The sequence below is a fragment of the Alistipes senegalensis JC50 genome (assembly GCF_025145645.1).
Lineage (GTDB): Bacteria > Bacteroidota > Bacteroidia > Bacteroidales > Rikenellaceae > Alistipes > Alistipes senegalensis.
Genome location: NZ_CP102252.1, coordinates 571,513 through 584,958, shown reverse-complemented (window position 1 = coordinate 584,958; position 13,446 = coordinate 571,513). Strand labels below are relative to the sequence as shown.

Below are 13,446 nucleotides of genomic sequence, written 5' to 3'. Positions count from 1 at the left end.
CGTGGCGATGGTCCCGACTGCCGTCGCAGCCCAGACAAGCAGTATTAACGCATTCTCGCCCTATACGATGTACGGCATCGGCGAACAGAACACACCCGGTACGCTGTCGATGCGCTCGATGGGCGGTGCGGGTGTGGCCATGCGTTCGCCGGGGACGCTCAACCTGCTCAATCCCGCGGCTTACAGCGCGGCCCAGCAAAAGACCTTCCTCTTCAACTTCGGGCTGGAGGGACAGAACTACTACAATTCGCAGAAAGTCGCCGGAGAGTCCAAGAACACGGCCTACAATACGTTCAATTTCCACGACATCGCCTTTCAGATGCCGCTGGCCAGGAAACTGGGGCTGGGTTTCAGCCTGACGCCTTACAGTTCGGTGGGGTACCGGACCAAGTACTATCACGAGTACGATCCGACGGACCCCGTGTACGGCAACGTGGGTAACGTCCAGTACAACTATCAGGGCGAGGGCGACGTGACGGAGGTCAAGCTGGGCATCGGCTGGGAGGTCTTCAAGAACTTCTCGATCGGCGTGGCCGCCCAGTACTACTGGGGCGACATCGACCGCACGTTCGTGATGACCCCGACGGCGATCACGGGCGAAGGAACCTTTACCTCGACGGTGGGAGCGGACAATTACAGCATTTCGAGCGTCAAGGGACAGGTCGGAGTGCAGTGGAGGGCGATCCAGAACCAAAAACGCCTGCTGACGTTCGGCGCCGCCTACGATTTCGGCGGGGACCTGAATCCGGAGGTGACCAAGCGGCTCTACATCGGCGACCTCTACAACACCATCGTCAAGGGCGACACGACGCACCTCAAGCTGGTGCTGCCGAGCCAGCTGGCCGTGGGCGTCACCTACGAGACCCCGAAACTGATCATCAGCGCGGATTACGTCTACCAGAACTGGGGCGGCCGCAACAAGGGCTATGAGATGACGGGCGTGAGCGGCAAGGACAAGACCTCCTACAAGGTCGAATACACCAATACGAGCACGTTCAAGGTGGGCGTGGAGTACACCCCGAACCGATACGACATCCGCCATTTCCTGAAACGCTGGTCCTACCGTGCGGGCTTCCGCTACGGCAGCTACAACCAGACGTTCAACGGCGACCGGCTCGCGCAGTACGCCGTGACGGCGGGCATCGGGATTCCGGTGAAGCTGTGGGCCGTCTCCGGAATCGACGTGGGCGTCGAGTACGGACGCCGCGGCTACAACGTGGCCGACCGGCTGGGACTGGTCCGGCAGCAGTATTTCAAATTCGCGGTCGGCTTCACGCTCTTCGCGGGCCAGGAGAACGGCGAATACTGGTTCATGCGTCCCAAATACGAATAAGACAGGCAAACAACACAAAACAAAAATTAATCTGACCGATGAAAAACGTTAAATTCCTGCTTTCCGCTGCCTGCGCGCTTTTTGCAGTCGCGGCGATGGCTCAACAAGATTTCAGCGACCCGAAGTATGCGGTCTGGGGCGATACGCCTGAGGCGCGTCAGCAGAACATCCTGAACAGCAACTTCCTGAAGGAGTCGTGCGACAACAAGGATTACAACGCCGCCGCTCACTACCTCAAAGAGCTGCTCGACAAGTGCCCGAAGGCTTCGGAGAACACCTTCGTGCGCGGCACCACGCTCTATAAGAACAAGATCAACCGGGCCAAAAGTCTCGCCGAGAAAAACGTGTACATCGACTCGCTGATGCTGCTCTACGACCTGCGCAACGAGTATTTCGGAGACCATCCGAAGCGCGGCACGGCCTATATCCTCGACCGGAAGGCCCGTGAGTACCTGACCTACAAGCCTTCGGACCGCAAGGGCATCCGGGAGGCGTTCCGCGCGGCTATCGAGGCCGGCGGCGACAACACCGATCCCGAGACCGTCGTGGCTTATTTCTCGAATCTCTGCGACGACTACAAGAACACCGACGAGGTGATGCCCGACGAGATCATCGCCGAGTACGACCGTCTGACGCCGTTCTTCGAGAAGAATCCCGAGGCCGGCGAGTACAAGGGCCAGTTCGACGCTGCGTTCGGCCTGAGCGGCGCCGCCAGCTGCGAGAACCTCGAAAAGCTCTTCCGCGGCAAGCTGGAGGCCGCTCCCAACGACGAGGCTCTGTTGGCACAGGCCGTGGCACTGATGTCGCGCGCCAAATGCGACGGCGAATTCTACTTCTCGATCGCCGAGAAATACTATCAGGTGAAACCCTCGTCGGAGACCGCGATGTTCCTGGCGCAGGCTTTCCAGAACAAGGGCGACTATCCGAAGGCCAAGACCTATCTGAACGAGGCGCTGGCCGTTGAGCAGGACCCCGCCGAGCGTCAGAAACTGCTCGTGCGCATCGCGCTGGTGGGTCTCGTTTCCAACGACATCCAGGGCGCTGCCGCCGCTGCGCGTCAGGCCCGCGACCTGAATCCCGAGGACGGCGTTCCCTATTTCGTGCTGGGACAGTGCTACGCTTCGTCGGCCGGGGCTTGCGGCGGGTTCGCCGGACAGGCCACCTACTGGGCCGCTTACGACACGATGGCCAAGGCCATCGAGCTGCTGCCGAGCGATTCGGAATACCTCGAACACGCCAAGACTTCGCTCAGCGCTTTCCGCAGCCGTTTCCCGAGCTCGGAGGAGTGCTTCTTCAACGAGCTTCAGGAGGGCGCACGCTACACGGTGAACTGCGGTACCGCCGCCGGTATCTCGACCACCGTACGTGCCCGCTAAAATCTTTCCGACGGGTTTCCGATGGGAAAACGCACTGCAAGATATCTCAGGGTAGCACTCTCCGCAGCGGGGAGTGCTATCTTGCTATTCTCGTGCGGGGAGCGGCAGGGCGAGGGCGCTTCGGGTTCCGGGGAGACGATGATGACCGAATACAGCGAGAATCTCTCGGTGGTCATGTCGCAGAACGGACGGCGTTCGTACCATTTCGTCACGCCGTTGCTCGAAGGCTATTCGCAGGCCCGAGAACCCTATCGTGAATTCCGCAAGGGGGTGAAGATCACCACCTACCAGAACGATTCGCTGTCGGAGGTCGATGCCGTGCTGACGGCCAATTACGCCATTTATTACGTCAACCGCGAACTGTGGGAGGCCAAGGGAAATGTCGTGGTCGAGAAATCCGACGGCAAGACCCTCTATACCCAGCAGCTGTTCTGGAACTCGCGGACCAAGAAGATCTATTCGAACGTCGATTCGAAGATCGTGCAGAACAACGGCCGCGATGTCTTTATCGGCGAAGGCTTCGAGTCGGACGAGGAGTTCAAGGACTGGCGTTTCCGCCGGATGAAGGGCCGCATGGAGGTCGAAATGAAGCAGCGCGCCGATTCCGCGGCGACGGATTCCGCGGCCGCGCGGCCGGCGGGGGAGCGGGAACGGCGTGAACCCCTGCCCGCGGACTCCCTGCCGAAACCTCGCAAGGAACCGCTTCCGGAGAACGGGCGGTCCGGAAAACCCTAAATCAGAAACGATGCTATCCACTGTCATCCTGATCGTCGTGATGCTCCTGCTGTCGGCCTTTTTCTCGGGGATGGAGATTGCCTTTACGAGCAAGAACCGCCTCAAGCTGGAGATCGACCGCAAGCAGAGCCGCCTGTTCGACCGGATCGCCGCAGTTTTCGCCCGCCATCCGGGACAGTACATCACCACGATCCTCGTGGGCAACAACATCGCGCTGGTCGTCTATTCGCTCGCAATGTCGCTGCTTCTGCGCACCCTTTACGGCGCCCTGGGCTGGGACCGGCTCGCGCAGAGCGGTTCGGTGGTGGCGGATACCGCCATATCGACCGTCATCATCATCTTCTGCGCCGAGTTTCTGCCCAAATCGGTCTTCCGCAACAACCCCAACTTCTATTACCGGGCGCTGGCGCCGGTGATCTACTTTTTCTACATCCTGCTTTACCCGGTCGCGCGTTTCACGACGCTGCTTTCGCACGGCATCCTGCGCCTGATGGGGCGCCGCGTCGAGGAGAAGGACATCACGCCGAGTTTCGACCGCGAGGACCTTGCGGCGCTGCTCGACACGAACAATTCGGAGCCGCACTCCGAGCCCGACAACGAACTGAAACTGTTCCAGAACGCGCTGGATTTCGCCGACCTGCGGGTGAGGGACTGCATGGTCCCGCGCGTGGACATCGAGTCGGTGGACGTTGACGACACCACGATCGAACAGTTGACGGCACGGTTCGTCGATTCGAAATATTCGCGCATCTTCGTCTGGCGCAAGTCGGTTGACAACATCATCGGTTATGTCAATTCGAAGAGCCTTTTCACGCGCCCGGCGCAGATCGCCGACGTGATGATGGAGGTCAACTTCGTGCCCGAGACCATGCCTCTGCAATCGATGCTCGAAAATTTCATCAAGCACCGCTCGAACATCGCCGTCGTGATCGACGAGTTCGGCGGTACGGCGGGCGTCATCTCGCTGGAGGACGTGCTGGAGCAGATATTCGGCGAGATCGAGGACGAACACGACATTCCGGACCTTACGGAAAAACAGGTCGGGCCCGACGAATATGTGCTTTCGTGCCGTCTGGAGGTGAAGTATCTCAACGAGAAATACAACCTGGGAATCGAGGAGAGCAAGGAGTACGATACGCTGGCCGGGCTGATCATCTTCAACTACGAAGGCATCCCCACCGCCGGGGAGACGATTTTCATCGACGGCCTGCAACTCCGGATTCTCCGCACGACGCGCTCGCGCATCGAACTGGCGCGGGTGAAAAAATTATAGCGGCAGCCGGACCTCGGGGCATTCCGGGCTCCACGCTGAAAGTCCCCGCCGGGGCGGGGATTTGGGGGTGGGTCAGATGTGTAAACACGGCGGCACGCCGTGAGTATTTTTTATTATTATTCTGTTATTTTTACAATAATTTTACTACCTTTGGCTGATAATTCGAAACAAACGAATAATTAACAATTTATATGGCAAGTCTAAACACCTTACGAACCAAGTTCGGCATCGTGCTTTCGATCATTATCGCACTGGCCCTCTTGGCATTCATCCTCTCTCTGAAGACCGAAATGGGCTTTTCGGGCAACGATCCCCGTGTCGGCGTGATCGACGGCAAGAAGATCAACTATTCGGAATACTACGACCAGTACGAGCAGATCAAGCAGCAGAACAACGTGCAGGAGAACGACGAGCAGCAGTCGGCCATGCTGGCCAACGCCGTCTGGCAGACGCTGATCGCCAAGTACGTGATGACGCCCGGTTTCGACCGGATGGGGCTCCGCGTCACGGAGCCCGAGCGTCTGGCGATGGTCAGCGGACAGACGTCCTCGCAGGCTTTCTACAATGCTTTCGCAGATCCCCGCACGGGTCACTACGACGTGGCGGCCGTCAGCCAGTTCCTCGCGCATGCCGAGACCAATCCCCAGGCCGCAGACGCCTGGGCGCAGATCAACGAACAGGCCCGTCTGGAACGTGAAGTGCAGAAATACCTCGGTCTGGTGAAGGGCGGCGTCTACGTCAACTCGCTGGAGGTCGCCGAGGGTGTCAAGGCCGCCAACAACACCTTCGCAGGCAAATGGGCCGGCAAGAAATATTCGGCCGTTCCCGATTCGCTCTTCAAAGTGTCGTCGAGCGACCTGAAAGCCTATTACAACAGCCACAAGGATATGTTCAAGCAGAGCCCGTCGCGCACGATCTCCTATGTCGTGTTCGAGGTGGCTCCCACGGACGACGACCTGCTGGCGCTCGAAAAGAGCGTCGCCGAGGTGGGCCGCGAGTTCGCTGCCGCCGGCGAGGTGAAGAGCTTCGTGCGCGGCAACCGCAACGGCAAGATCGCCGACAGCTTCGTTTCGGCCGCACAGCTTCCCGACGAGGAGGCCAAGGCGCTGATGGCCGGCGAGATGTACGGTCCCGTGCTGAAAAACAACGAGTGGACGATGGCCCGTGTTCTCGATTCGAAGATGGCTCCCGACTCGGTGGGCATTCGTCACATCGTGCTGCCCTATACGCAGGAGGCGCTGGCCGACAGCCTGCTGACGACGCTGCGCAACGGCGCCGATTTCGCACAGACCGCCCGCAACTACTCGGTTTACGACGCTACGGCTGCCAATGGCGGCGAGGTGGGCGTGATGCCTTTCTCGGCTTTCTCGGGTGAGTTCGCCGCAGCGCTTGCCGACGCCAAGAAGGGCGACATCGTGAAGATCTCCGCAGGCGACGCCATCCAGCTCATGCAGGTGTACCGTGCCGACAAACCCTCGAAGCACATTCAGATCGCCTCGATCACCTATCCCGTGGAGGCTTCGGCCGCTACGCGCCGCGATGTGCACAACCAGGCCGGCTCCTTCATGGTGGCCGCCAAGGGCGGTTCGACGGGCGCCTTTGCCGACGCCGCTTCGGCTGCTGCCGTGACGCCCCGTGTGGCTGGTATCGCACAGGGGGACCGTACGGTCCGCGGTCTGGACGATTCGCGCGAGGTGGCCCGCTGGGCTTACGGTGCGGAGAAGGGCGACGTTTCGGACATCTTCAACGTGGGCAAGGACTATGTGATTGCGATGGTGACCGAGATCGACGACAACGAGTACGCTTCGCTGGAGAAAGTTTCGGCGCAGGTTCGCTCGCAGGTGCTCCGCGACAAGAAATACGACTATATCGTCAAGGAACTTTCGGGCGCAACGCTCGCCGAGCAGGCCGCCAGCCTCGGGTCGGAGGTGGAGGAGTTCTCCGATGTGACTTTCGGGTCGTTCTATGTGAACGGCGTGGGTGTCGAACCCCGTCTGGTCGGTGCCATCGCATCGGCTGAGAAGGGTGCGCTCTCCGCTCCCGTGAAGGGCATGTCGGGCGTCTATGTCTTCGAAGTGGAGGACGTTCAGACCGCCGACAAGCAGAATTCCGAGGGCGAAAAGGTCCGTGCGCAGGCTATGGCCGAGGGTATGGCCCAGCAGTTCTCGATCCCGGCCATTCAGCAGATGGCCAAGATTCAGGACCTGCGCGGCCGTTATTTCTAAATTTCCGATTTTGCAGGGCCTTCGCTCTGCCCCTTGTTCGCCCCGAATGGGAATACGCCGGTATATCCCATCCGGGGCGAACTTCGTTGGAATGAAACCTGTTTTTCTGAAACCGAAACCGGTTATTGATTATCTTTGTATGGAATAAAACAGATATTCGCCATGAACAATTTCATCTATCACAATCCTACCGAGCTGGTTTTCGGCAAGGGGCAGATCGCCCGCCTGCCGAAACTCATTCCCGCCGACAAGCGGATCATGGTCACTTTCGGCGGCGGCAGCGTCAAACGCAATGGCGTCTACGACCAGGTGGTCCGGGCGCTCGAAGGACGCGATTTCATCGAGTTCTGGGGCATCGAGGCGAATCCCTCGGTCGAGACCCTGCGCAAGGCCATCGCGCTGGGCAAGGAGCGGAAAGTCGATTTCCTGCTGGCCGTGGGCGGCGGTTCGGTGATCGACGGCACGAAACTCATTGCTGCGGGACTGCTCTACGACGGCGACGCCTGGGAGATCGTGCTTCGGGGACGTGCCGAAAAGAGTGTGCCTCTGGCGACGGTGCTGACCATCTCGGCGACGGGCTCCGAGATGAACTCCGGAGCTGTGATCTCGCGTTATGAAACCAAGGAGAAATATCCCTTTTCGGGCGATTACCCGCTCTTCTCGATCCTCGATCCCGGGGTGCTCCATTCGCTTCCGAAGCGGCAGATCGCCTGCGGGCTTGCGGATACCTTCGTGCATGTGCTGGAGCAGTACCTCACCGCGCCCGGGCAGTCGCGCCTGATGGACCGCTGGGCCGAGGGTATCCTGCACACCGTCTTCGAGATCGCGCCCGAGGCGCTCTCCGACAATCCCGATTACGACGTGATGTCGGAATATATGCTTTCGGCGACGCTGGCGCTGAACGATATGATCCGCATGGGCGTCCGGGAGGACTGGGCGACGCACATGATCGGTCACGAAATCACGGCATTGCACGGGCTGACGCACGGTGCGACGCTGGCTATCGTCATCAACGGTACGCTGCGCGTCCTGCGGGAGCAGAAGCGCGGCAAGCTGCTGCAATACGGCGAGCGTATCTGGGGCATCGCCGGGGGCACGGAGGAGGAGCGCATCGACCGTACGATCGCGGCCAACGAGGCGTTTTTCCGTTCGCTGGGGCTTTCGACGCGGCTTTCGGAGGAGGGCATCGGCGAGGAGACCGTTGCCGAGATCGAACGGCGCTTCAACGCCGGGGGCTGGAAATACGGCGAGGAGGGGAATGTCGATGGCGTCATGGCCCGGCGGATTCTCGAAGCCTGCCTCTGACGGCGCTATGTTGTATAAGAAAATCCCCGCGACCGGAAAGATGGTTGCGGGGATTTTTGTCTGCGGGACAGATTATTCGTAATCTATCGTCGGAGATCCGTTGTTGTAAGAGATTTTTGTGGTACGCCCTGCCCGAATTTGGAACATTTCCAGACCGGAACTGGTGCCGGAGGATTTGACGAATGTATAAATGTAGTTTCCCGGATTGAAATCCACTGAAAAATTGTCTTGGGGATTCTCTTTTGTGTAAATGATATTTTTTGGCGGTTCTACATCGGTATAAATAATAAAGGATTTCAACCCGTCTGAACTTTTGCAGGATACTTTCACTCGTCCTGTCGTAGGTGTTTCGTCTTTTTCGCAGGCGGCAAATCCTGCGGCCAGCAGCAGGCATAAAGCGATCTTCAAAAATGTTTTCATGCGAATGATTTTTAAGAGAGGGGTGAGGTTTTGCCAAATATACGGATTTTTTCGCCGATCGGAGTCTTTTTGGAACAAAAAAGCCTCTGCATTTGCAGAGGCTTTTCCGATTTGTCGCCGGGGATTAGTCGGCGAGCAGGATTTCGAGGATCTTGATGGCTGCCGTGGCGATCGGCGTGCCGGGGCCGAAGATGGCAGCGGCGCCGTCGCGGTACAACTCGTCGTAGTCCTGATGGGGAATCACGCCGCCCACGATGACGATGATGTCCTCGCGGCCGAGCTTTTTCAGCTCGGCGATGATCTGCGGCACGAGCGTCAGGTGACCGGCGGCCAGCGACGATACGCCGACCACGTGCACGTCGTTCTCGACGGCCTGCTTGGCGGCCTCCTCGGGGGTCTGGAACAGCGGGCCCATATCAACGTCGAAGCCGATGTCGGCGTAACCCGTGGCGACCACCTTGGCACCGCGGTCGTGTCCGTCCTGACCCAGCTTGGCGATCATGACGCGCGGCTGACGGCCCTCTTTCTTGGCGAATTCGGCGCACAGCTCCTTGGCGCGCTCGAAGGATTTGTCGTTTTTCACTTCTGAAGAATATACACCTGAAATGGAACGGATAACTGCTTTGTAGCGGCCTACGACGACCTCGCAGGCGTCGGAGATCTCACCCAGCGATGCGCGGACCTTGGCGGCCTCGACGGCCAGTTCCAGCAGGTTGCCCTGCTTGGTCTTCACGCACTCGGTGATGGCGGCCAGCGCCTTCTGCACGGCTGCTTCGTCGCGGTTGGCGCGCAGCTCTTTCAGACGCTTGATCTGGCTCTCGCGCACGGCCGTGTTGTCCACGGCGAGGATGTCGATCGGGGCCTCCTTTTCCAGACGGTATTCGTTCACGCCGATGATCTTCTCCTCGCCGGAGTCGATGCGGGCCTGCTTGCGGGCCGCGGCCTCCTCGATACGCATCTTCGGAATGCCGGTCTCGATGGCCTTGGCCATACCGCCCAGCTTCTCGACCTCCTGAATACGCTCCCAGGCTTTGTGTGCGATCTCGTTGGTCAGCGTCTCCACGTAGTAGGAGCCTGCCCACGGATCGACCTCGCGGCAGACGTTGGTCTCCTCCTGAATGTAGATCTGCGTGTTACGCGCAATACGCGCCGAGAAGTCCGTCGGCAGGGCGATAGCCTCGTCCAGCGCGTTGGTGTGCAGCGACTGGGTGTGTCCCAGGGCGGCGCCCATGGCCTCGATGGCCGTGCGGGCCACGTTGTTGAACGGGTCCTGCTCGGTGAGCGACCATCCCGAGGTCTGCGAGTGGGTGCGCAGGGCCAGCGATTTGGGGTTCTTGGGGTCGAACTGCTTCACGATCTTGGCCCACAGCATACGTGCGGCGCGCATCTTGGCGATCTCCATGAAGTGGTTCATGCCGATCGCCCAGAAGAACGACAGACGCGGCGCGAAAGCATCCACCGACATGCCGGCGTTGATACCCGCACGCAGGTACTCCAGACCGTCGGCCAGCGTGTAGGCCAGCTCGATGTCGGCCGTGGCGCCCGCCTCCTGCATGTGGTAACCCGAAATCGAGATCGAGTTGAATTTGGGCATGTTCTTCGAGGTGTACTCGAAGATGTCGGCGATGATGCGCATCGAGAACTCGGGGGGATAGATATAGGTGTTGCGCACCATGAACTCCTTGAGGATGTCGTTCTGGATCGTACCTGCCAGCTGGTCGAGCGTGCAGCCCTGCTCCAGACCGGCTACGATGTAGAAGGCCAGCACGGGCAGCACGGCGCCGTTCATGGTCATCGACACCGACATCTTGTCGAGGGGAATGCCGTTGAAGAGGACCTTCATGTCCTCCACCGAGCAGATCGACACGCCGGCCTTGCCCACGTCGCCCACCACGCGCGGGTGGTCGGCGTCGTAGCCGCGGTGCGTGGCGAGGTCGAAGGCCACCGACAGACCCTTCTGTCCGGCCGCGAGGTTGCGGCGGTAGAAGGCATTGGACTCCTCGGCGGTCGAGAAGCCGGCATACTGGCGGATGGTCCACGGACGCATCACGTACATCGTCGAATAGGGGCCGCGCAGGAACGGGGCGATACCCGCCGCATAGTTCAGGTGCTCCATGCCTTCGAGATCCTCGGCCGTATAGGAGCCCTTGACGGGAATTCCCTCGGCCGTCAGCCACGGTTCTACCTGGCCGCAGCCCTTCGAGGCGCAGCAGCTTTTCTGTGCGCCCGCTTCGTATTTCAATTCAGAAAAATTCGGTCTCATAATTGTAGTGCGATAAGATTGTCAGGGCATCAGCTCACTTCGGAAAGTTCCCCTATCGGATAACGCTCATGCCCATAAAAAGCACTCAGTGCTTAGATTCCCATCTCTTTAAGGTAAAACTTCAGGGTTTCCAGGACATTCGATTTCACGTTGATGAAGTTCGTGATGCCCTGTGCCTCCAGTTCGGGCATGCAGGCGGGAGCTCCGGCGACCACGAGGATCGCCTTGCCTCCGAGCAGCTCCTTGACCTTCGGAGCGGCCTCGGCGTAGTCGTCGTCGGCGGCGCATACCACCACGATCTCGGCTTTCGATTCGAGGGCGGCTTTCGCACCCTCCTCGATCGACTTGAAGAAGGTGTTGTCCTGCACGCGGATGCCGGCGCAGCCGAAGAAGTTGCACGAGAACTGGGCGCGGGCGCGGGCCATTGCCAGGCTTCCGCAGGTGAGCATGAACGCCTTGGGCTGCTTGCCCGAGCGATCGACGTGCAAACGCATCTCTTCGAAGGCCATGGCGCCGCGGTAGGGTGCCAGCGTGTTGCCCTCGGCCTGCTTGCGCGTCACGGCCTCGGCGGTGATCGCCTTGTCGGCGACCTCCGTGAAGTTGGGATATTGGTTGGCGCCGAGCAGCGTTTGGCGGCGCGTCGCAATGGCTTTGTCCTTGGCGGCGGCCGACGCGGCGATGCGCTCCTTGACGAAGCCGGCCTTGTAAGCCGCGGTGTAGCCGCCCTTCTCCTCGATTTCGAGGAAGAGCTTCCACGCCTCGGCGGCGATCGATTGCGTGAGGTTCTCGACGTAGTACGAACCGCCGGCGGGGTCTACCACCTGGTCGAAGTGCGACTCGTTCTTGAGCAGCAGCTCGACGTTGCGGGCGATGCGCTTCGAGAACTCCGTGGGGTTTTCGAATGCGGCGTCGAACGGCGTCACTTCCAGCGAGTGCACGCCGGCGATCGTGGCCGACATGGCCTCGGTCGTGCCGCGGAGCATGTTCACATAGGGGTCGTATACGGTCTGGTTCCAGTCCGCGGTGCGGGCGTGGATCATCATCTTGCAGGCGCAGTTCTTCGCGGGGGCGTAGCCCTTGACGATGTTGGCCCAGAGCATGCGCGCGGCGCGGAACTTGGCGATCTCCATGAAGTAGTTGGAGGTCACCGAGAACGAGAAGCGCAGTTTGCGGGCAGCCGTGTCGGCATCGACGCCGGCGTCGGTCAGGCGGGCGAGGTAGTCGTTACCGGCCGAGAGGGCGAATGCCAGCTCCTCGACGATGGTCGATCCGGCGTTCGAGAAGATGCCGGCCGAGACGGTCACGATGCGGATGTGTTTGTACTCGCGGGTCCGTTTGATCAGCGACACGATCTTCGCAAAGCACTTTTCGCCATCGGGCGAGCAGAAGTCGCCCTTCTGCGAGAGGCCCTTCACCAGCGGGTCGATGCAGAACGCAACGTGCGCATCGGCCATGAGGCCCTCTTTTTCGAGTTTGTCGAGCACCAGTCCGGCGACGTTGCCCGTCTGCACGCCGCAGAAGGTCAGTTCGACGGCCGGGATCGAGATTTCGCGGAGCAGTTCGTCGAGGTCGGCGGCCGTGAAGCCCTCCTTGGCGATCGAGAAGCCCAGCGAATCGACGCCCGAGTTGAGGAGTTTCAACGCCTCGGCATTGGCCTCCTTCGGGCACTCGACCGCTACGGTCTGATGTACGTGCCAGCGGTTGTGGGTGCGCGTACCTCTCACGAACGGGAACTCGCCTGCCTGCGAGCCCAGGAACTGAATGCCTTCGAGGTTCTCGGCGCGGTAGTAGGGGCGGACATTGAAGCCTTCGCCCGTGCGCCACACCAGTTTGCGCTCGTAGTCGGCACCTTTCAGGTCGGCTGTTATGACCTCCTCCCACTTCTCGGTCGGGACCGGCGGGAATTCGGTGAACAGCTTTTCACGTTTGGTAATTGCCATGATTATTTAGAGATTAGTATGAGTGATGTTTCTTTTTGTTTCGAAATAGCGCATAAAGGTACAAATTAATTACCGAATTGTAACAAGAAATTGTTAGAAAAATAACAGTATTCCGGGGATTTTGTGGATTTTGCCGGCGGCGGCGTTTTCGGCGCTCCGGTGCCGGGAATCCGTCGGTTGTGGAATTATGGTTGAAAATTAGGCTGAAATACCCTGAAAATTCGGGAAAATCGAAATTTGCGATTTTTCGGTGTTCGGTGAAAAAATTGGGTTGTTTTTCGGAAAAACGCTGAAAAAATCGGGCCGTTCTCGAAAAAATGGCTCTGTTTTTCGGGAAAATGCTGAAAAAATCGACTGTTTTTCGAAAAAATAGTGATTTTGTAAAAACAACGTAACGATAAAATTCATACATTTGCAACCAGAACAGAAAACATGCCGACGCGGGGAAGCGATCCCAGGGTTAGTTAGGTCGGCGGCCCCTGCCGGGAGGCAGCCATCCGCTTGAATTTTTAGGTTAGGTTTTAGTTTGCAATTTTTTGGAAACTTCCCCGCGCGGTTTTTTTTCGAACCCCACAA

Annotated in this window: 9 protein-coding genes; 6 read left to right on the top strand and 3 right to left on the bottom strand. The window is 59.4% G+C overall.

From position 1 onward, the window contains the following. The first annotated feature begins 7 nt into the window (after positions 1–7). From NQ519_RS02325 to NQ519_RS02300, 6 genes are all read left to right on the top strand, one after another. The gene (locus tag NQ519_RS02325) at positions 8–1,333 is read left to right on the top strand and encodes an OmpP1/FadL family transporter (RefSeq protein WP_173390132.1); all 1,326 of its coding nucleotides are present in this window, start codon (positions 8–10) and stop codon (positions 1,331–1,333) included. A 38-nt stretch (positions 1,334–1,371) separates the two neighbouring features. Further along, entirely contained in the window at positions 1,372–2,709 is a 1,338-nt protein-coding gene (locus tag NQ519_RS02320; RefSeq protein WP_026076321.1) for a tetratricopeptide repeat protein, read from the top strand. 21 nt (positions 2,710–2,730) lie between these two features. Continuing rightward, complete coding sequence (gene lptC / locus NQ519_RS02315; protein ID WP_173390126.1) at positions 2,731–3,444, top strand: LPS export ABC transporter periplasmic protein LptC; 714 nt, start codon at positions 2,731–2,733, stop codon at positions 3,442–3,444. A 10-nt stretch (positions 3,445–3,454) separates the two neighbouring features. Then, entirely contained in the window at positions 3,455–4,717 is a 1,263-nt protein-coding gene (locus tag NQ519_RS02310; RefSeq protein WP_026076322.1) for a hemolysin family protein, read from the top strand. A gap of 191 nt (positions 4,718–4,908) precedes the next feature. Continuing rightward, the gene (locus NQ519_RS02305) at positions 4,909–6,942 is read left to right on the top strand and encodes a peptidylprolyl isomerase (protein ID WP_019149678.1); all 2,034 of its coding nucleotides are present in this window, start codon (positions 4,909–4,911) and stop codon (positions 6,940–6,942) included. Between the two features lie 162 nt (positions 6,943–7,104). Next, positions 7,105–8,247, top strand: coding sequence for an iron-containing alcohol dehydrogenase (locus NQ519_RS02300; RefSeq protein ID WP_019149679.1), 1,143 nt, complete (start codon positions 7,105–7,107; stop codon positions 8,245–8,247). Positions 8,248–8,319: 72 nt separating this feature from the next. Here the strand turns inward: NQ519_RS02300 and NQ519_RS02295 are convergent, their stop codons facing one another. The 3 genes from NQ519_RS02295 to NQ519_RS02285 form a co-directional block, all read right to left on the bottom strand. Then, the gene (locus NQ519_RS02295) at positions 8,320–8,667 is read right to left on the bottom strand and encodes a hypothetical protein (RefSeq protein WP_019149680.1); all 348 of its coding nucleotides are present in this window, start codon (positions 8,665–8,667) and stop codon (positions 8,320–8,322) included. Between the two features lie 124 nt (positions 8,668–8,791). Beyond that, positions 8,792–10,930: a methylmalonyl-CoA mutase gene (scpA, locus tag NQ519_RS02290; RefSeq protein WP_026076323.1), complete on the bottom strand. Its 2,139-nt coding sequence runs from the start codon at positions 10,928–10,930 to the stop codon at positions 8,792–8,794. Positions 10,931–11,022: 92 nt separating this feature from the next. Beyond that, a complete protein-coding gene (locus NQ519_RS02285; RefSeq protein ID WP_019149682.1) occupies positions 11,023–12,870 on the bottom strand; it encodes a methylmalonyl-CoA mutase family protein in 1,848 nt (615 codons plus the stop codon). Between the last annotated feature and the right edge of the window lie 576 nt (positions 12,871–13,446).